This is a genomic window from Ancylomarina salipaludis, assembly GCF_004122035.1.
Lineage (GTDB): Bacteria > Bacteroidota > Bacteroidia > Bacteroidales > Marinifilaceae > Ancylomarina > Ancylomarina salipaludis.
Genome location: NZ_SAXA01000008.1, coordinates 198,087 through 218,818 on the forward strand (window position 1 = coordinate 198,087; position 20,732 = coordinate 218,818).

The 20,732-nt window shown below is 34.7% G+C and carries 14 protein-coding genes and 2 tRNA genes; 9 read left to right on the forward strand and 7 right to left on the reverse strand.

The features are described 5' to 3' along the window. Window positions 1-155 precede the first annotated feature (155 nt). From EO244_RS10465 to yidC, 3 genes are all read left to right on the forward strand, one after another. Window positions 156-2,033 carry a DUF349 domain-containing protein gene (locus EO244_RS10465; protein WP_129254623.1) on the forward strand — a complete coding sequence of 626 codons (1,878 nt, stop codon included), beginning with the start codon at window positions 156-158 and terminating at the stop codon, window positions 2,031-2,033. A 198-nt stretch (window positions 2,034-2,231) separates the two neighbouring features. Next, window positions 2,232-3,836 carry a CTP synthase gene (locus EO244_RS10470; protein ID WP_129254624.1) on the forward strand — a complete coding sequence of 535 codons (1,605 nt, stop codon included), beginning with the start codon at window positions 2,232-2,234 and terminating at the stop codon, window positions 3,834-3,836. 113 nt (window positions 3,837-3,949) lie between these two features. After that, window positions 3,950-5,797: a membrane protein insertase YidC gene (gene yidC, locus EO244_RS10475; RefSeq protein WP_129254625.1), complete on the forward strand. Its 1,848-nt coding sequence runs from the start codon at window positions 3,950-3,952 to the stop codon at window positions 5,795-5,797. 108 nt (window positions 5,798-5,905) lie between these two features. On the opposite strand, the gene EO244_RS10480 is transcribed toward yidC, so the two are convergent. Next, complete coding sequence (locus EO244_RS10480; RefSeq protein WP_129254626.1) at window positions 5,906-7,081, reverse strand: MFS transporter; 1,176 nt, start codon at window positions 7,079-7,081, stop codon at window positions 5,906-5,908. Between the two features lie 234 nt (window positions 7,082-7,315). Between EO244_RS10480 and EO244_RS10485 the strand changes: the two genes are divergently transcribed. Further along, window positions 7,316-7,390: transfer RNA gene (locus EO244_RS10485), tRNA-Arg, on the forward strand. Between the two features lie 33 nt (window positions 7,391-7,423). Beyond that, window positions 7,424-7,498 (forward strand) — tRNA-Arg (locus EO244_RS10490). Window positions 7,499-7,603: 105 nt separating this feature from the next. Here the strand turns inward: EO244_RS10490 and EO244_RS10495 are convergent. Both EO244_RS10495 and EO244_RS10500 read right to left on the reverse strand, forming a co-directional pair. After that, window positions 7,604-9,628, reverse strand: a complete 2,025-nt coding sequence (locus EO244_RS10495; protein WP_129254627.1) for a cache domain-containing protein — start codon at window positions 9,626-9,628, stop codon at window positions 7,604-7,606. A gap of 23 nt (window positions 9,629-9,651) precedes the next feature. Beyond that, a complete protein-coding gene (locus EO244_RS10500; protein ID WP_129254628.1) occupies window positions 9,652-10,212 on the reverse strand; it encodes a hypothetical protein in 561 nt (186 codons plus the stop codon). A 197-nt stretch (window positions 10,213-10,409) separates the two neighbouring features. Here EO244_RS10500 and EO244_RS10505 point away from each other — a divergent pair, with 197 nt between their 5' ends. Beyond that, window positions 10,410-13,493 (forward strand): sensor histidine kinase, encoded by a 3,084-nt coding sequence (locus tag EO244_RS10505; RefSeq protein WP_129254629.1) that lies wholly within the window; start codon window positions 10,410-10,412, stop codon window positions 13,491-13,493. Here EO244_RS10505 and EO244_RS10510 read toward each other — a convergent pair. Beyond that, window positions 13,486-14,304 carry an aminotransferase class IV gene (locus EO244_RS10510; RefSeq protein WP_129254630.1) on the reverse strand — a complete coding sequence of 273 codons (819 nt, stop codon included), beginning with the start codon at window positions 14,302-14,304 and terminating at the stop codon, window positions 13,486-13,488. The genes EO244_RS10505 and EO244_RS10510 overlap by 8 nt on opposite strands. 232 nt (window positions 14,305-14,536) lie before the next feature. Between EO244_RS10510 and EO244_RS10515 the strand changes: the two genes are divergently transcribed. Both EO244_RS10515 and EO244_RS10520 read left to right on the forward strand, forming a co-directional pair. Beyond that, window positions 14,537-14,818, forward strand: coding sequence for a hypothetical protein (locus EO244_RS10515; RefSeq protein ID WP_129254631.1), 282 nt, complete (start codon window positions 14,537-14,539; stop codon window positions 14,816-14,818). Between the two features lie 85 nt (window positions 14,819-14,903). Then, on the forward strand, window positions 14,904-17,702 hold the full coding sequence (locus EO244_RS10520) for an alpha/beta hydrolase family protein (RefSeq protein ID WP_129254632.1): 2,799 nt from the start codon (window positions 14,904-14,906) through the stop codon (window positions 17,700-17,702). Between the two features lie 59 nt (window positions 17,703-17,761). Here EO244_RS10520 and EO244_RS10525 read toward each other — a convergent pair whose 3' ends face one another. Further along, window positions 17,762-18,523, reverse strand: a complete 762-nt coding sequence (locus EO244_RS10525) for an MBL fold metallo-hydrolase (RefSeq protein ID WP_129254633.1) — start codon at window positions 18,521-18,523, stop codon at window positions 17,762-17,764. A gap of 102 nt (window positions 18,524-18,625) precedes the next feature. Further along, window positions 18,626-19,576, reverse strand: a complete 951-nt coding sequence (locus EO244_RS10530; RefSeq protein ID WP_164977467.1) for a bile acid:sodium symporter family protein — start codon at window positions 19,574-19,576, stop codon at window positions 18,626-18,628. Window positions 19,577-19,776: 200 nt separating this feature from the next. Here EO244_RS10530 and EO244_RS10535 point away from each other — a divergent pair, with 200 nt between their 5' ends. After that, the gene (locus EO244_RS10535; protein ID WP_129254635.1) at window positions 19,777-20,553 is read left to right on the forward strand and encodes an EI24 domain-containing protein; all 777 of its coding nucleotides are present in this window, start codon (window positions 19,777-19,779) and stop codon (window positions 20,551-20,553) included. Between the two features lie 73 nt (window positions 20,554-20,626). Here EO244_RS10535 and EO244_RS10540 read toward each other — a convergent pair whose 3' ends face one another. After that, window positions 20,627-20,728, reverse strand: a complete 102-nt coding sequence (locus EO244_RS10540) for an IS3 family transposase (RefSeq protein ID WP_206734541.1) — start codon at window positions 20,726-20,728, stop codon at window positions 20,627-20,629. Window positions 20,729-20,732 lie beyond the last annotated feature (4 nt).

Sequence of the window (20,732 nt, forward strand, 5' to 3'; positions counted from 1 at the left end):
TCGGTCGTTTCCTTGATATTAGCAAATAAATAATTATCCTTATTCCTTGATGTTTCATACTTTAATAACTAAATTCGTATTTGTAGTTCATAACACTACTCTCTATATTGTCAATTAAGTAAGCACTATACCGCCTACTTTTCAAGGAAAAGCACATGAAAGAACAAGATCTTACGCCCTCACATGAGAATGAAACTGAGCCAAAAGAAGAGCTTCAGTCAGAAACCTCTCATGATCAATCAGATTCTCAGATTAAGGATGAAAAAATTGAATCTGATTTAAATATTGATCATTCAGAAACAGAACTTCAGGATACTCCTGACTATGCTTCTATGGAGAAGCACGAGTTAATTCAGAGATTACAACTAATTCTTGATTCTGAATTAGATGATGACTCAAAAGAAAGAGCTGAGAGTATTAAGGTTCACTTTTATAAAAAACACAATGCTGCCCTTGAAGAATTAAAACGCCAATTCATTCAGGAAGGTGGCCTGGAAAAAGATTTCCATCCGACACGGGATAAACAGGAAATTGAAATTAAAGAGCTTCTTCAACAATTTAGAGACAAAAAAGCTGAAGTACATAAGAGTATTGAACAGGAAAAAGAAAATAACCTTAAGCAGAAATTATTAATTATTGACGAAATCAAACAATTAATAAATGGGCAGGAATCATTCGAAAAGACCTTTCATGAATTCAGAGCGCTTCAAAAAAGATGGAAAGACACTGGCATGGTTCCCTCACAGTCGGTCAAACACCTCTGGGAAAATTATCATCATGCCGTTGAAAAATTCTATGATTACATTAAAATAAACCGAGAACTGCGTGATATGGATTTGCGCAAAAACTATGAAGCAAAAATCGACATTTGTGAAAGTGCTGAAAAACTCGTTGAAGAAGAATCTGCTGTTAAGGCATTTAATGATCTTCAAAAGCTTCATGAAATGTGGCGCGAAGTTGGTCCTGTAGAACGTAACAAAAGAGATGAGCTGTGGGAGCGATTTAAAACAGCTTCGAATTCAATCAATAAAAACCAACAGAATTTCTATAATAATGTTCGCGAAGAACAAATCTACAATCTTCAGAAAAAATCGGCCCTTTGTGAAAAAGTAGAAGAGATTGCAGCACGTAAAATGGAGTCACACCAGGAATGGAGTGCTGCCTCTAAGGAAGTGCTTCAAATTCAGAAAGAATGGCGTACCGTTGGTTTTGCGCCTAAAAAAGACAACAACTCTATTTACAAGCGCTTTCGTGAGGCTTGTGACCTGTTCTTCAACACCAAGCGCGATTTCTATATTGAGCACAAAGATAAATTAGATGAGAATCTAAAACTAAAAATACAGCTTTGTGAGCACGCAGAAGAATTGCAAAACAGTACGGATTGGAAACAAACAACCAACGAATTAATTCGAATTCAGAAGAAATGGAAAAGTATTGGTATTGTTCCCAGAAAGGTATCAAATGAGATTTGGAATCGCTTTAGAAAAGCTTGTGACACCTTCTTCAACAATAAATCAGAGCATTTTGACTCCTTAGAATCAAGACAAGCTGAGAACTTAAAACTTAAAGATGCATTGATTGAAAAAATCAAAGGATTTAAGTTGAGTAATGATAACGAGGAAAACTTAGATACAATCAAGATATTTCAAAAAGAATGGTCTGAAATTGGTCATGTACCTATAAAGAATAAAGAAAAGATTCAGAACGATTTTAATAAAGCAATCAATAGCCTGTATGATCAATTGAATATTGATTCAAGTAATCTGGAAGTTCAAAAATTCAAACTCAAAATTGATTCAATTCTTGAAAGCAGGAAACCCGAAGACAAACTCATTCACGAGCGTAATAAACTCTACAACAAGATCAAACAACTTGAAACAGACATTACACTTTGGGAAAACAATATGGGTTTCTTTTCATTGTCTGATAAATCCAATTCCATTTTGAAAGAAATGCAGGAAAAAATTAATCAAGGAAAAAAGAATTTGAACCTACTAAATCAGAAAATCAAAATTATTGATGATTTAGCCTAATAAACAATGAATTAAGAGAGACAGAATTAATAAAATAACATTATTAAATCTATTCAAAAAATATGAGACGCCTCTCTGATTATTCATAGAGGTGTTTTTTTTTATTTATGAACTGTTTTTAGTTCAAAAAATAGTTTTCCAAAACGCTATATTTTGCCTATTTTTGCAGTTTTAATCAACCATTAAATCATACTTAAAGTGTCTGCAACTAAATACATCTTTGTTACCGGAGGAGTAGCCTCCTCATTAGGAAAAGGAATTATAGCCTCATCTTTAGCTAAACTACTACAAGGCAGAGGGTATTCTGTTACAAACCAAAAATTGGATCCCTATTTGAATGTTGATCCCGGAACCCTAAACCCATATGAGCATGGCGAATGTTTTGTTACTGACGATGGTGCAGAAACAGACTTGGATTTAGGTCACTACGAGCGTTTCACCAATATTCCTACCTCTCAGGCAAACAATGTTACAACAGGTAGAATCTACAAAAACGTGATCAATAAGGAACGTAAAGGCGATTACCTGGGTAAAACCGTTCAGATTATTCCTCATATTACTGATGAAATTAAACGTAACGTTAAACTTCTTGGTACCAAAAAGAAGTTTGATTTCGTTATTACTGAAATTGGTGGAACAGTTGGTGATATTGAATCGCTACCATATATTGAAGCTGTACGTCAACTTAAATGGGAATTAGGAAATGACGCTTTAGTTATTCATCTGACTCTTGTTCCTTATTTAGCAGCATCAGGAGAATTAAAGACAAAACCAACTCAGCACTCAGTAAAATCACTATTGGAAACTGGTGTTCAGCCAGATGTATTGGTATTGAGAACCGAGCACGAACTTTCATCAGAAATCAGAAGAAAAGTTGCTTTGTTCTGTAATGTTGATCCTAGAGCAGTCATCCAGTCTATTGATGTGGAAACCATCTACGATGTTCCATTGAAAATGCGTGAGGAAAAACTTGATGCTATCGTTCTTGAAAAACTAGGTTTATCTTCGAATGGAGAACCTGAACTTAAAGAATGGACCCGATTCTTAAAAAGACATAAAAATCCAAAATCTGAAGTCAATATCGGTTTGGTTGGAAAATATGTGGAACTTAAAGATGCTTACAAATCGATTGCCGAAGCTTTTATTCACGCTGGTGCAACCAATGAATGTAAGGTAAATTTAAAATGGATCCACTCTGAAAAATTAACTGATGCCAACTATCAGGACGAACTTAAAGACCTTAAAGGTATTTTAGTTGCTCCAGGCTTTGGCCATAGAGGTATGGATGGTAAAATACTTGCTGTGAAATATGCACGTGAAAACAACATTCCTTTTTTAGGCATTTGTTTGGGTATGCAGGTTTCAGTAATTGAATACGCAAGAAATGTTCTGAAACTTGATGATGCCGATTCATTGGAGATGAACCCGCAAACGCACAATCCGGTCATTAACCTTATGGAGGAACAAAAAAATGTTACTGAAAAAGGCGGAACAATGCGTTTGGGTGCTTACGATTGTCAGTTAAAAGAAGGCTCAAATTGTGCTAAGGCATATAAAAGCTTAGATATCTCAGAACGTCACCGTCACCGTTATGAATTCAACAATGAATATCTTGAAAGATTCGAAGCTGCAGGATTAACTGCAACGGGTTTTAATCCTGACACCGGATTGGTTGAGGTGGTTGAAATTAAAAATCACAAATGGTTTGTTGGTGTTCAGTTCCACCCAGAGTATAAGAGTACCGTTATAAATCCTCACCCTCTCTTTGTTGAGTTTGTGAAAGTCGCTAAAAGCGAAAAATAATAAAGATTTATCAACAAGATAGAATGTAATAATAGATTATGCGTTTACAAATCACACAACGTGTCTGAAAAACAAACAACTCTCGCACAAACTATCTAAACAGAAATTAATAAATGGATAAGAATTCAATTTGGGGATTAGTCATTATTGGTGCCATTTTGATTGGGTATACCTACCTGACAAAACCTACGGCTGAACAAATAAAGGCTAAGCAAACCCGCGACTCAATTGCTAAAGTCGAACAAGTACATGAACAGCAATTAGAAAACGAAAGACTTGGTGCGTTAAAAGCCATTGAGGCTGAAAAGCAAAAAGATCCAGTACATTTACAGGAGACTTTCGGAGTGTTTTCTTCAGCGGCAGCTCAAAAAGAAGAATTTATCACGCTTGAAAACAAACTTGTTAAAATTAAGGTGAGCAACAAAGGTGGACGCATTTATTCGGTCCAACTTAAAGATTACCAAACACACGACTCATTGCCATTAATCCTTTGGGAAGGTGATAAGAATCGTTTTGGCATGACTTTTTATGCTCAGAACAAAGCGATTGATACACAGGATTTATTCTTCACAAATGAAGAAGGCCTTGAAAATATCAATGCCAGCTCTCAGAAGAAGACCTTGAGTATGAAACTTAGTGCTGGTGACGGTCAATATCTTGAATATGTCTACACTCTAGAGCCTGACAGCTATATGCTAGACTTCGACATCAAGGCTATTGGTTTAAACAATATCATCTCTCGTAATCAGAATTCGTTAACTTTTAACTGGCAAGCTGATCTCTACAGTAAAGAAAAAGGGCAAGACTTTGAAAATCAATACACCGCTCTTTACTATAAATTTTACGAAGATGATGTAGAAAACTTAGGAGCAGGAGGTGATAAAGAAGAGGATTTAACCACTCAAGTGAAATGGATTGCTTTCAAACAACAATTCTTCTCTTCAGCTCTTATTGCTAAAAACACATTCAAAGGTATTAAGCTGAAATCTGTTAGTATGGATGAGCATTCGCCTATCCTAAAGAACTTTTCTGCTGAAATTTCACTACCGTACAGCGGTGATGTGAAAGAAAGCTACCCAATGCAGTTCTATTTTGGACCTAACCATTATCTAACTCTTCGCAAGTATGGTAAAGATATCCAACTAGAAAAAGTAATCGATTTAGGATGGGGAATTTTTGGATGGGTTAATAAATACGCTGTGATTCCTTTATTTAATTTCCTTGAAAGATTTATGGGAAATTATGGTATTATCATTTTAATCCTAACCATTCTGATCAAATTGGTGTTGTCACCTCTGACTTACAAATCGTATTTATCATCAGCTAAAATGAGGGTATTGAAACCTCAAATTGATGAAATTAACGAGAGAATACCAAAAGACAAGGCAATGGAGCGTCAGCAAGCAACAATGGCTTTGTATAAAAAAGTGGGAGTTAATCCCATGGGGGGTTGTCTACCAATGCTGGTACAGTTCCCTATTCTAATTGCTTTATTCCGATTCTTCCCAGCTTCAATTGAGCTGCGTCAGAAAAGCTTTCTTTGGGCATCAGACTTATCGTCTTATGATTCGATAGCGCAACTACCATGGCACATTCCAATGTATGGTGACCATATCTCTCTATTCTGTCTATTAATGGCAGCAACCAACTTGGTCTACACCAAAATGAATGGTCAGATGCAAACATCTACTCAGATGCCGGGTATGCAGGCTATGATGTATTTGATGCCGGTTATGTTCCTGGTTTGGTTCAACAACTATGCAGCTGGTTTATCGTACTACTACTTTATTGCAACTTTATTTACAATCGTTCAAACCTGGGCAATTCGTAAGTGGATGGTTGATGATGAAAAAGTATTGGCTATGCTGGAAGCATCGAAGAAAAAACCGGTTAAAAAATCTAAATTCCAACAGCGCCTAGAAGAAGCTGCTAAGAAAAAAGGTTATAACGCTAAGAAATAAAATTTGCTATAAGCTAAAAAAAAGAGTCTCAGATGAGACTCTTTTTTTATACATATTCTTTTTCAAGTTAGGTCAATAATTTTTCTATACCCATTCAGTTTTATAAGTCTACTTTCGATCTGTTTTAAAAATAAAAAAGAGAGTAACACCTCCCAGAAGAAATATAATACTTCCAGCAAATATTAAGGCTTCTCCAATACTAAAATGATCGCTATACCAACCCAAAAAAGGAGCAATAATGGCAAAGAGAATACGTATGATAAAATTGCGTAGAGAAAGCACTGTTGCCCTCATATCCGAAGAGGTTATTCGATTGATGTAATCCTTAAGAATCGGGGTTGCAATCCCTCTAATAATATAAAAATAAAACAGACAAACGATTCCCAACTGACTAGTCATTACTCCGGATAAAATAAACCCGCTGGATAGGCCAATTACAATTAAAAGTGACGTTCCAATTTTACCCAAGCGGCTTTCAATTCGATGTGCAAAAAGAGCCGTAAAACCAACCGTTAAATTCAGAAGGGTCCATATCACACCAATACGCCCCACGTCAAAGTTCAACTGTTTTAAATAAGGCTGAACAAACCAAGCCAAAGAAAGAGTGGCACAGCCAAAAATCGATGAATAAAGGATATTTAACCTTAACTGGATATTCTCCCATAAAGAATAGCGAACAATCTTTAAAATGTGGACAAAACCGCCTTTAGAAACCGTTTTATCTCTTTCTACCTCCATCAACATCATTGAGGCTGGAACGGCCATAAAAGCAATGAAAATTTGAACTATGAAAGGGGTTCGTAAGCTAATTAAAGCTAAACTTCCTCCGGCAATTCCCGCAAGAGCCTCAGCAAAATTCCCAACCGACATCATTCGACTCTCTTGCTTCAAGTACGTTTGTTCTTTTTTATCCTGTAACAAGCTATCGTAAAGCAAAGCTGAATCAGCTCCAGAAATAAAACTGGAACCTATTCCCAAAACAAGTTCTGCCAAAAAAAAACCATAAAAATTGGAACTAAAACTATAAACCACAAAACCCAGACAGCCCAATATACTACCTAAGATTAAAGTCTTCTTTCTTCCCCATACATCTGCAAAATACCCGGATGGAATTTCCATCACAACAACGGCAACAGAATAAAAAGCTTTCAACGTTAATACATTCTGCATACTCAAGCCATTTTCCTGATAAAAGAGGACAATGATGGGCATGGTTAGCATGAACCATTTTGCTAATTTGATGATATAGAGTTTGGGGATATTACCGGAATAGCTCCTAGACATGTGTGTATTTGTTTTGAATGAATACATTCGAAAAATTCGAAACATGCGAATTTAATAAAGCGATTATCCAAAACAGACATCTAATTGAAAAAAAATAAAGAAAAATATGAAAACAGATATTCTGACAGTTAGAGATTTAGCTTGAACTTGCCGTAAAACCTCATAAAAAAGGACAAAATAATTTGTGTGAGACAAGAATTAATCCCTATATTTGCATCGCAATTAAGGAAAAATGGTCCAGTAGCTCAGTTGGATTAGAGCAATAGCCTTCTAAGCTATAGGTCCCAGGTTCGAGCCCTGGCTGGATCACTTGATTTTTTTGCAACAACATATATAAAGGATGGTCCAGTAGCTCAGTTGGATTAGAGCAATAGCCTTCTAAGCTATAGGTCCCAGGTTCGAGCCCTGGCTGGATCACAAAGGAGAATAAAACAATGTTTTATTCTCTTTTTTCTTTTCTGAAACTCAACAAAAAACCTCCTCTAAAATTTAGAGAAGGTCTCATATTATCACCGTTTATTTCTAATTCTGAGAACTGCCTGGCATAAGAGGAAGTTTAAAATAAAATACACTCCCTTTATTGATCTCAGATTCCAGCCATATTTCTCCTTTTGAATGTTGAATCATTTGCTTAGTTATACTTAAGCCAATGCCTGTCCCTCCAAAACGACGCGTATAACTTTCTTCGCCTTGTCTGAACTTGTCAAAAATATATGCCTGTTTCTCGATAGGAATTCCCATACCAGTATCTTTCACCCAAAACAGGATGCTATTATTCTCAAGTTTAAAATCCACTATAACTTCACCTTGTATGGTAAACTTAATCGCATTATCAATCAAATAGGTTAAAATCTGCTTCAGTCTTTGAGAATCAAAATAAATATGAGTTTCCTCTAACCTCTTATAATCCGGAAAAATAAGTTCGATATTCGACTTACTATTACTTTCCATAAGTCGTTCAAATTTATCTTTAAGTTCAATAAAAATATCCTTTAAATTGAAATTTGAATAATCAATTTTCACCGTCCCTGTTTCAAGTATAGAGAAATCAATAATATCATTAATCAAAGCCAATAAAGAATTACTATTATCTACAATATGATCCACAAATTCAGTTCGGTGTTCTTCACTCAAATCATCCTGTTGTAAAAGCTGTGAGAACCCAACAATTGCATTCATAGGCGTCCTAATCTCATGAGTCATATTCGATAAGAATGCTGACTTAAGTTGATCTGACTTTTCAACCATCTCAATAGCATGCTTCAATTCATTTTCCTTATTAGTACGGGTATCTACCATCATATTAACAGTAGAAGCCATATTCTTAAAATCGGAAAAATAAAGTTTATCGACATCAATTTTTATAGACTGAGTAGATGCTTTTTTAAAGAAGTCGTTGAATGAATAAATACTTTTATTCATCTTGGATGAAAGTATTCTGGCAGCCAAATAAAGCATTATAAAAGTCATTACAATTAACAAAACGACTTTTAAGCTATAATTCTTCATTCTGGCGTAAAGCTCTGCTTTTTTTGCGGCAATAACATGCTCAATACTATGAGTATAAAATCCCGAACCGATAACCCAGTTCCACTCATCAATATCATACAAATAGGAAATTTTTTCACCTTTTGCATAATTATAGGTAATAAAACGATCCTTCTTTGCCCCTATAGAATAAAGAATCTTTCTTGAAATTTCAATATCATTTTCCTCTTCAAAAGTTCTATAATTTCGGTCTTGGTATTTATTATCTTTATGAAGTAAACAGATTCCATTTTTTGAGAAAATAAAAAAATAGTTGCCATCCTCCACCTCCATGTTTTTAATTCTATCGATACAATCTGATTGAATAGCCTCCAAAAAATCATCCGCATATGCGAAACTTCCCATATACCAATTATAGGGTTCGAATTTCTTCACATAGGATATTTTGTTGTAAGCATTGTATTTATTGGGAACCGCTTTAGAATTCTTATATTCCAAAAAAGATTCGTCCGAATTTTTAAGATGCTGAATTTCATTAACAACCAATTGGTTTTTATTGATATCTTTCAGCTGAAGTAACGATTGTCCCTCCCATTCTGGATTATTGGGATAAAGAACACCGACTCCATCGAGACTGTTTATGAATATGTATCGTTTTCCTGAATTAAATCTAAAAGCAGAAATTGCTTCTTTAATTCTTTTCTGTAGGGCCTTTTTAGAAAGTGTATGCTTGTTTTTGTTATAAATATACAAAGCGATCTCATAAGCCTGATCCACATTTGTTTTTAAGTTTTCCTTAATTGTTTCCTCAGATCGCTTCTCTCTAAATTCAATATAATCAATACTCTTTTTAATATTCTGAATAAGCATATCTTTATGCTCTTCTATATACATATCTCTCAAAGAATTGGATTCCAATTCAAATTTGGCATATTCATTATAAATCCATATCCCACCAATAACTATAAGAACTAAGCTTGACAGCGAAGAAAAAAGAAAAAGGTAAGCCTTACCAATACTTATATTCTGAAAATGTCTGAAAAGAGAAAAATGTTTCAAGGCATTATTTTTTTTAAAATCATTTACTTATGAAAACGATCAACAATTAATTTGAAAATTGGATTAAATAACTCCAGAATCCTTTTAATCTCCTCAAGTATTGGTATATCAATCTGGCCATTTAAATCTTTATTTGTTCCCGAATACTGGTTCAAAATGGCCTGGTGATACCTCCTAACTTCCAAATTTAATATAAAATGAGGAATTTTTCGGTACTCGGCATGTATTACAAATTCATTTTCACGAATATAGTTATTCTCTAAAAGAAAATTATAGATATCAATAAAATGTACAGATGAATTTCCTAAAAAACTCCTAAATTCAAATTTTTGCACCAAAGGTATTTCATAAAATAAATCCAACTCAGAATAAGCTGAAGGCAAATAACTGATAAGAACTCTATTTTGATTGACATTGACATGATCGAATTCAAAAGACCATCTTAGATCGTGATAGTCTTTGAGCTCTTTTTTTATTTCATATAAAAGCTTCAAACGAGGAAGAACCGTATAAGTAAAATTCATATTCGATGTAAACAATTCTTCAGCTTTATTAATATTCTGCAGATTCAATTCAGCTTTCATTCGTATTTGTTTTTTAAATTGTATTAAAATTACGCAATATAGAATTAATCTTTGTCAATAATTCATCTCATTTCCAGAATCAATTTTCGCTTCAAATGGCAATCATATTTATTACTTATTACTAAGAAGTTAAGCTAAAATATAATTTGACAAACTTGACAGTAAAATATTCAACACATATTTCTTATCATTGCAGAATGCTTAGAAAAATCATACCCCTATACATAAGTGTCATATTTTTGATATCGCTTTTCCCTTGCTTATCACAAGCATCAAGTCGATATAAATCATCCATTACACTAAACGACGGTTTACCCAGTAATAATGTTCACCAAATATTTTGTGACTCACGCAATATCGTTTGGCTTGCTACAGATGCCGGTTTTTTTGAATTTGACGGGGGGAAAATAGTCATTCGAAAAGAATTGGAACATCTATACGGAGAACGAATTTTATCTATCTGTGAAGACAACGAAAATAACTTATGGATAGCGGCAACCAATATCGGCTTGTGTTATTTCAACGGACATCGCATCAAAATTTACAGCCATAAGGATTTAGGCATAAAACAAGAAATTCAGACTGTTGTATTCGACAAAAATCTCAATAATCTTATAATCGGTACAACTGATGGCATCTACAAAGTTGCTATCAATAATAAAGAAAAATTACAACTAACAGCTTTTGAAACAAAAAAAGCAATAAACATCACACGTTTTATTCAAAATGATAACCAACTGCTTGCCATTTCAACGGAGGCAAAAAAGATATTTGAATGCAACATCACGACAAATCAAGTTCAGCTTTTAAAAAGAGACGACTACCTTCCTTTAATTGAATTCAATCAGTTTCATACGTCACTCCTTTTAAATGAATTGGCACTAAAAAATGAAGCCTTTAAAATTCGGAATAATGAATACGACGACATTGAATGCGAAATAATCCAAACTGAACAAGTCACAAACGAAATTTTTTACCTGATTCGGTATTTCATTGAGGGTATTGAATATCGAAAAGTGCTTAAAGTTTCCGACCACGAAGTTGAAGACTTCTCTAAATCAAATAATATTGATGATGTATTTGTTCAATCAATTTTTGTGGATGAAGATGAAAATAATATATGGCTAGGTACCAAAGATAATGGTATTTTACACTTTCAGAATTCAATTTTTCAATACTTCGGTGCCTCATATTTCAATCTTGATGAGTTCATTATTTCCGATATTGCAACTGATGACAAGGGATATATTTATATTGCCACAAAAAATGAAATCATCTATTTCAGAGAAAATCAAATCCAAAAACGAATCTCAACCTCAGAATTATGCACCATTAAAGAAGGTCGTCATTCATCAGTGTGTGAAGAGAAAATTAAAATTTATGATATTCTAAATAATGGCAAATCGAAACTTTGGCTGGCAACCAATATGGGATTCTACACCCTTGATTTAAACAACGATTCGATCAAATTCTTAGGTATAAGTCCGGCCGAGAAGTTCACATTCACTAATGATGGACAATTATGTTGTCTTTGGAAGAATGTTTTCTCTGTTTTTTCGGGAAAGAACTTTCAAGAAAAAACGTTCTCTTATCTAATTTCAAAATCAATTAATGTCGATGTCAGTAAAATTGTAGCGCATAATTCAGAGGTTTGGTTTGCCACAAAACAAATGGGACTTTTCAGATATAAATCGGGCGAAATTAACCATTTTAATAAGAACAACTCTGATATTCACAATATTATCAATGACTTACTGATTCTACCCGATGGTAATATGGTTGCCGGAGGAAATAATGGTAATATTTACAAACTTAGATATCAGAACAATAAGCTAAATTTATTAGGAGTAATTGATCATGATTTAGGCCTCACAGGCAATTCAATACAAGGTTTTCAGTATTTAGATGATGGTTCGCTTTGGTGCGGAACCAACAAAGGTGTTTATCGTTTCGACTATCAATCCTGGAAGTCAGATTCTGCAATCTCATATCAATTTTGGAATCAAACAAAAGGATATTATGACCGAAGCGGTAAAAATTCTATCGTTGATAAGGACCAGAATATCTGGGTAAAAACCAACAAACAGCTTCTAAAGATAACACCATCCTTTATTGATGAAATACAAAAAAGCTATTGTTCCATAAATCTAAAAAAGCTACAAGTTTACAACAAAAATTGGCATCCCGATTCTTCTAAAATTAACATTTGGACTAAACAAATAACGGGGCCTATTTCTCTTTCAAACAGTCAAAATTATCTAACCTTTTCATTTGGGTTTCAAAACTGTTTAAATCCTGGCAAAAGTGTCTTTCGCTATCGATTAAAAGAATTCGAATCTGAATGGTCAGATTGGAGCACCAATACGCAAGCTGTATACTCCAACCTTCCAAGTGGAGATTACATCTTAAATATCCAAGGCAAACATTTAAATAAGGCCAATATTATTCCCTTCTCAATTCCTATATCAATTGCCTATCCGTGGTGGAAAAAACCCTGGTTTTACGCCATTACCTTCGCTGCTCTTGTAGCTTTTATAATTGCTGCGATGAGAATTTACACCCACAAAATTCGTAAAGAGGAAGAGGAACGAAATAAAATCGGAACAAGTATCTTAGGTCTTAAGATGAAGACACTTCAAAGTCAACTTGATCCCCATTTTATTTTCAATGCACTTAACTCAATTCAAGGCTATATTTTAGAACAGGAAACTGAAAACGCACTTGATTATTTATCAGATTTTTCAACAGTTCTACGCAAAAACATTGATAATGCAGATAAGGATTACATCACTCTCTCAGACGAAATTGCATACTTAAAACACTATGTAAAACTTGAACAAATGCGTTTCATGGATCGTTTTATCTTTGAGATTGTCTTAAGTAAAGAGATTAACCCATACGACTATAGCATTCCCCCAATGCTGATTCAACCCTTCGTCGAAAGTGCGATCAGATTTGGACTGTCAGCATGTAAAGGTGACGGATTAATCCTGATCACCTTCGATTTGGAAGACAATAATTATATCCGTTGTACAATTGAAGACAATGGCATTGGGCGTTCAAAATCCAAAGAGTTTGATGCCGAAAGCCGGAAGTCATCTCATGAAAAAACTATGCAGATTGTTCAGGAGCGAATCTCACTTCTTAATAAAATGAATAATAATACATCTAAATACGACTACAAAGTTTTCGATCTGTTTGATGAATCGCAAAAACCAATTGGAACAAAAGTAGAAATTGGTCTGCCTTTTCGTAAAACAGAAACAAACACATTTAGATAACTTCAAAATAATGAACAATTTCGTTTCTATAGGCTTCTAAAAGCTGCTTCAATAAAGGATGATTGACATCAAATGAAATAGCATTTATACTTCGGATAGGGAGTATTTGCGGCGATGTTCCCGTAAGGAAAGCAGCATCGAAATTCGAGAGTGTCTCAAAGGGAATATCTTCTTTACAAACAGGTATCCCCATTCGATCGCATATCTCAATAAGCTTACCGCGAACAATACCATTTAGAACCATATCATCCGGAGCAGTCACCAGCCGATCAGCCTTAATAAAAAAAAGATTGGATCGACTCCCCTCGGTTATATGATCCAGATTATCCATTAAAATAACCTCAAATATTTCCGGACTTTCTATTATAGAATTGGTATAGGTGCGAAGTTCATGATTATAAATTTTCGCATTGGGATGGCTTCGTTCTGCCTTGTAAACCACAGTACGAACGCCCTCTTGGTAAGCCTGACTATCAGGGTAATTGTGAGGTACAAAATAGCAATAAAAATTGCGGTTGTTTTGATGAATATTAAATACGATTTTAATATTTCCATCACGCACCCCATTTCTACTGATAACCAGCTCTATTTTCTCAACGAGTTCTGAATAATTCAACCACACAAATTGCCCAACTTGCTTTGCAGAATTCTCCAAACGCATCAAATGCTCTTTTAAAAAGACAGGTTTCGAATTCATAACGCGAATCACCTCATAGAGAGACAAACCTCGTCTAAAAAATTCATTACGAAATTCACTAGTATCCCTAAGTTTACTATTGTGTAGGTATTTATATTGCGAGCACTCTTTCATTTCCAGTTTTACGTCTGTTATAGACTACAAATTAAGCTTTTTTAAGCAACAGTATCTTCCACACAGCCACAAATATTCAAATAGACCTATTTCTTTCTGCCGATCTTAAATGCAACAACATTGAAGACGATTAAATTATAAGAAATACATATAAATTGGTGTATATTTGTAATCAATTGTCAAGCTGCTTAAGTTTAAGCTTTTTCTAAATCAAAACTAAATTAAAAAAAATATGGCCAGTAGAAGAGACTTTAAGAAAGATGTAAATTTCTTAACCAACGAAATCTTTATGCGCAGTATCATTCATCTTGAATTCTTTGGAAAAAGAAATTCAGACGAAGTTTACACCATTATGAACGAAGCTGCTGATGCACGCAATAACTATATTGCTCGTATCAATCAAAAAGTTGAGAACAAGGCCAACATTAAGCCTCATTTCAAATCGATTTATGATGATTTGTTAAAATCGACTCATGATCTGCTTGAGAAGATTGACAATCTGGATATAGACTAAAACACAATAGTATATATTTACAAATGCAAAGGCTATTCGCTTTTGCATTTTTTTATGCAATCACAACCAAAACACAACCAACTCAATGAAAAAATTATTATTCACCCTGATAGCAAGTTCATTTCTAACGATGAGTTTTGCTCAAACCAATAAAAGAGCCTTAAAGCACAGCAATTATGATGGATGGAAAGATATCGAAAACCAGATCATTTCAAATGATGGCGACTGGCTTTGTTATGAAGTAAATCCGCAACGAGGCGATGGCTATCTTTATCTATATCAACATTCAACAGCCAAACTCGATTCGTTTCCCCGAGGATACGATGCAAAATTCACTCCAAAATCTGAAAGTTTGGTTTTCAAGATAAAAGCAGAATTTGATACCATCAGACAGGCAAAATTAAAGAAAGTAAAATCAAAAGATTTACCTAAAGATTCATTGGCAGTTTTAAACCTATCAAATTATAAACTAGATAAATATGCCAAGCTAAAATCATACCAGGTACCTTTAGATAATGGTCAATGGATCGCTTTTTTATTGGAAACAAAGAAAGTCGAAAAAGACACGCTTAATGAGCCGAAAAAATCAAAAAAGAAAAAAGCGAAAGGGAAAGATAAAACTGAAGTGGGTGAGTTAAAACTCAAAAATCTACTTACTGGTGAGATGATTGCCTTTTCAAATGTAAGTGATTACAATCTATCCAGAAATGGACAAGCCCTTGCATTCATCAATCAAAGTCAGGATAGTATTTCTAAAGCTGAAGTTTCTATTCTAAAGTTCGAGGATAAAAAACCAAATGCTATTTTCAACGAGACAGGACAAGCTAAAAAACTAAGTATTTCATCTGAAGGTAATAAATTAGCCTTTATTTTTTCAGCAGATACTTGCAAACAAAAAAGATACAACCTGCACTATTTCGACTCTAAACAAAAGCACTCAAAGCTTATTTTAGATTCACTAAGCAAAGCTGTTACTCAAGGATGGGAAGTGAATGAAAACAGTCAATTAAATTTCTCCAGAAATGGTGAAAATCTTTATTTTGGAATTGCCCCGAAAATAGAAAAAGAGAAAAAGGATTCCCTTTTAGATGAAGAAAAATACCAATTGGATATATGGAGTTGGAAAGACCCATTATTACAATCAGAACAGAAGGTTAATCTCAAGAAAGAACAAAAAAGAACTTATTTAGCCGTTTACAACTGCAAGAAAAATACAATCAAACAACTTGCTGATAAAAATTTACCACAAGTTAAACTATACGATCACGGGAATGCAAATTTGGCTTTGGGAAGTTCTTCACTCCCCTACCAAATGGAGGAGTCCTGGAATGATTGGTTTAAAGATTATTACTTAATCAATGTCAATAATGGTCAGTCTGAATTAGTCCTTAAAAAGAAAAATTCAAAGGTTGATATCTCACCTTCTCAAAAGTACCTGTACTGGTACGAAACGGCTGACAGCACTTGGAATACTTACAATATTGCCAGCAAAAAAACGTGTAAGCTGACTCAGAATATTCCTTTTAACTTTTATTCCGAAACACACGATATGCCAAGCGATCCTGAGCCTTATGGCGTCATAGGATGGACTAAAGATGATCAGTATATCTTAATTCAGGATCGTTATGACATATGGAAAATTGATCCTAAAGGGAAAGAAAAGGCTTACAACTTAACTCAGGATTTTGGGCGTCAAAATAATGTTCGTTTCAGCTACGTAAAACTTGATTCTGAAGAGCGCTTTATCGATTTGAATGAAAGCATACTATTGAAGGCTTTTGGCGAATACAATAAAAAATCCGGATTTTACAGATTAATAAACGGCGAAGTACTTCAGAAAATATGTTTTGATGATGTGAGTTACTCAAATCCTGTTAAAGCTAAAAAAGCCGATCGACTTGTATGGAAACGCTCAACATTTGTTGACTATCCAAATCTTTGGTTGAGTGATTTGAACTTTGAAAATCAAAACCAAATTTCGGATGCTAACCCACAACAAAAAGATGTTCTTTGGGGAAATGTTGAACTTGTCGATTGGATATCTGGCAACGGAGAAAAATTACAGGGAATGCTTTTCAAACCTGAAAATTTCGATCCAAACAAAAAATACCCAATGCTTGTCTATTTCTACGAAAGAGTCAGCGATCGATTACACAAACATTATGTTCCTCAACCCAACTGGTCCATCATCAATCCAAGTTACTGCGTGAGTAATGGGTATTTGATTTTTATGCCGGATATTCGTTATTCCAAGGTTGGGCATCCGGGAGAAAGTGCCTACAGTTCTATTGTTACCGGAACGCTGGCTATGATGGATCGTTTCGATTTTATAGACAAAGATAATGTTGCCCTACAGGGACAAAGCTGGGGCGGTTATCAAATTGCTCAGTTGGTAACAAAAACAAATCTTTACAAATGTGCCATGTCAGGTGCTCCTGTGAGTAATATGACTTCGGCTTACGGCGGAATTCGCTGGGAAAGTGGTCGCAGTCGAATGTTCCAATATGAGCATACACAAAGCCGAATTGGCGGAACGCTTTGGGAGAAACCCCTGCATTACATTGAGAATTCTCCGATTTTCTCAATTCCTAAGGTTAAAACACCTCTACTCATCATGCACAACGACCATGATGGTGCAGTGCCATGGTATCAGGGAATCGAATACTTTGTTGCCATGCGTCGTTTACAAAAACCTTGTTGGATGCTTTCATACAATGATGAAGCTCACAACCTGAAAAGACGTGCCAATCGAATGGATTTATCTATCCGAATGATGCAGTTTTTTGATTATTATTTGAAAGGGAAACCAGCTCCTGCCTGGATGATTGATGGTATACCTGCCATCAAGAAAGGAAAATACGATGGTTATAAACTAAAAGAATAAACATACGAAAAGACCTCAAATAGTTTATTTGAGGTCTTTTCATTTATAACAAACTTGTTTTAAATATCTATTGTCAAACCATCGTAAGCCATAAAAACATTTTCAGGTAGTTCTTTTGATATTTCCTGATGAAAGCCTAATTGATGTGAAAAATGTGTCAAATAGGCGCTCTCAGGCTTTAACTCTTCAATTAAAGCCAAGGCTTCAGAAAGTGTAAAATGCGAAAGGTGTTTTTCTTTCCTCAAAGCATTCAGAACAAGAACCTTTACTCCTTTTATTTTCTCTTTTTCTTCAGATGAAATATAATTGGCATCAGTAATATAAGCCATATCACCAATCCGATATCCGAAAACCGGCAACTTTAAATGCATCGCCCGAATAGGAAGAATACCTGTGTCATTTATTTGGAAAGCCTTATTTTCCACATCAATCAAATTCAATTGAGGAATGCCGGGATATCTAAACTCGGCAAACACATAAGAAAATTCTTGTCTTAAAGATGCTTGAACACGTTTCTCAGCATAAATATCCACAGCTTTTTTATTCACCCAATTAAAAGCACGAACATCGTCCAAACCAGCCGTGTGATCTTTATGCTCATGTGTAAACAAAATCGCATCAAGTTGCTGCACATTCGCCCGCAACATTTGGTATCGAAAATCAGGTCCGCTATCTATAACGATCGTTTGACCATCAACTTCAACCAAAGCAGAAGTTCTTAGTCGCTTATCTTTTTTATCAGTAGATAAACAAACGGGGCATTTACATGCAATAATGGGTATTCCCTGTGAGGTTCCTGTTCCTAAAAATGTAAGCTTCACACTTTTTTAATTAGTGATTAACGATTAATAATGACTTTATAGCTAAGGTTTTAAAACGCCTTAAATTACTGTATACAAAGACTTATAAAAACTTCTCTCTTTTTAACTTTTCCCTTTATCCATAATCCTTTTTACCTTCTTTCTATACTCCATTCGAAAAGACAGATAAAGCAAATAGAGTAATACGAATACGGCCATAACAGCAGAAGGGATAGCCGCTTCCTTTCCAAATAAAGTTAAAGCGGTAACAACAGCAAAACCCGAACTTTTGATTGTCAGTAAAAGGTTTTGTGTCATAGCGACTTCCTTTTTGACACCAATCCGCGCTGCAAATTTCTCATACACCCAACCTAAACCAAATATACTAAGGAATAGAACTAAAGCGACCAGAAAAAGAACTTCAAAATTTGAGAAAAACACTTGTCTGTTTAAGCCTACTGCCGTAAAAATAAGCAGTGCAAATCCCCAATCGACCACTCGCCCTCTCACCTTCTCAACGGTTGGTTTGATAGGTGCCCACAATAATAATCGGGAAATCAGCATCGGTATCAAAACCAATTTAACCATGGTCATAAAAAGCATGCCCGAATCAATGCCTCCATCTACATTACTTAATAAACCAACAATGGCCGGAGCAAGAAAAATTGAACTAATAAATGCCCCTAGTACACCTACAATGCCATATTTGATATCGCCCTCCAAAATGTGTGAAAAAGGAATCACAGCCAAACCTGGAGGCGTAGCAGCAATCACAACAAAACCTAGAAATAATTCAGGAGTAGGCATCAAAAAATAAGCCAGGCTAATGATAACCGCACCAAAGACAAAATAATTAAGCACTGACCCCAACAATAGTGGTTGAATCATTTTTTTCAAAGGGAAAAGTGCTTTGGTACTTAAACCAGTGGTCGAGAAAATCATGACGACAGCCAGAATATAAAAGGTATATTCCTTTAAATTCTCTGCCCAATCACCTATGGTTAAACCCAGAACTACAGCTAGTATTAAAACAAAATTTCGATCTCGTATTATGCGCGTAAAAAATTGTATCATCATTCGTATTTTTGTAAAACAAAGATGATACAATTCAGCTCCAATTCAAAACGATTCTAAGTAATAATAATCCCATCTTTTTTAACATCTAAATTCTGAATTTAAGTAAAGTTGCTAAATTTAAAACGCAATAAAATAAGAAAAGGATATTTTCCCGTTTCATTGATAAACAGATATTACTATTTTTCAACACAATTCCTATGACTTTTATAAAAGATTTCGGATTCGGACTCCGAACCTATTCTGAAGCTCTCAGCTTTATTTTCAAAAAAAAACTAGCTTGGTTCTTCCTATTCCCTATTGCCTTTAATATTCTGCTTTTTTGGTTTGGCTGGGATTTAATAAGTAATTTCTCTGAATCGGCAAAGGTCTATTTAGATAATCAGTTTCAGTTAAAACAAGCAGATTTTTGGGGATCAGGCTTTCTAAAAACAGTGATGGATGTCTTTGTTTGGATCACATTCAAAATCATGTTTTTCTTACTCTTTGCTTATTTGGGTGGGTATATCATCATTATTCTGATGTCCCCCATTTTCTCCTACCTATCCGAACGAACTGAGAAAATAAAAACGGGAGTCGACTATCCTTTTAGCATTGTTCAGCTTTTAAAAGATGTTTTAAGAGGTATTCTAATCGCTATTCGAAACTTCAGTATTGAACTCCTTCTTACCGGCCTCATGTTTATCCTGAGTTTTATTCCCATAATTGGTTGGTTCGCTGCCATTATGCTTTTCTTTATTTCAGCTTATTTCTATGGCTTCTCATTCATAGACTATGCCCTTGAACGCAAAAAACTAAATATAAAACAAAGTGTCCGATTCATGAGCGAGAATAAAGGAATTGTTATTGCCAATGGCTTTGTCTTTTCTCTTTGTTTGATTATCCCTTTTTGCGGTGTTTCCTTTTCGAGCTTTGCTGCCATTATTTCGGTTGTAGCAGGCACTCTGGCCATAAGCGAGATGGATACTAGAAATTAAAACACAACATCAAGCCAAAGCATAAAAAAGCCACCCTTCTGTACTGAACCCCAAAAGTTGGACGGTTAAAAAATTAATTTTGAAAATGAGCTCGATACTTTATCGGGCTCATTCCATTTAGAGCCAAAGATATTCTTTCTTTATTATAATATTGTATGTATTCTTCAATATCGATTTTC

Excerpts from the sequence above, each read along its gene's own strand:
- EO244_RS10465 (WP_129254623.1), top strand. The coding sequence starts at position 156 with ATGAAAGAACAAGATCTTACGCCCTCACATGAGAATGAAACTGAGCCA.
- yidC (WP_129254625.1), top strand. The coding sequence starts at position 3,950 with ATGGATAAGAATTCAATTTGGGGATTAGTCATTATTGGTGCCATTTTG.
- EO244_RS10480 (WP_129254626.1), bottom strand. The coding sequence starts at position 7,081 with ATGTCTAGGAGCTATTCCGGTAATATCCCCAAACTCTATATCATCAAA.
- EO244_RS10500 (WP_129254628.1), bottom strand. The coding sequence starts at position 10,212 with ATGAAAGCTGAATTGAATCTGCAGAATATTAATAAAGCTGAAGAATTG.
- EO244_RS10505 (WP_129254629.1), top strand. The coding sequence starts at position 10,410 with ATGCTTAGAAAAATCATACCCCTATACATAAGTGTCATATTTTTGATA.
- EO244_RS10510 (WP_129254630.1), bottom strand. The coding sequence starts at position 14,304 with ATGAAAGAGTGCTCGCAATATAAATACCTACACAATAGTAAACTTAGG.
- EO244_RS10515 (WP_129254631.1), top strand. The coding sequence starts at position 14,537 with ATGGCCAGTAGAAGAGACTTTAAGAAAGATGTAAATTTCTTAACCAAC.
- EO244_RS10520 (WP_129254632.1), top strand. The coding sequence starts at position 14,904 with ATGAAAAAATTATTATTCACCCTGATAGCAAGTTCATTTCTAACGATG.
- EO244_RS10530 (WP_164977467.1), bottom strand. The coding sequence starts at position 19,576 with ATGATACAATTTTTTACGCGCATAATACGAGATCGAAATTTTGTTTTA.
- EO244_RS10535 (WP_129254635.1), top strand. The coding sequence starts at position 19,777 with ATGACTTTTATAAAAGATTTCGGATTCGGACTCCGAACCTATTCTGAA.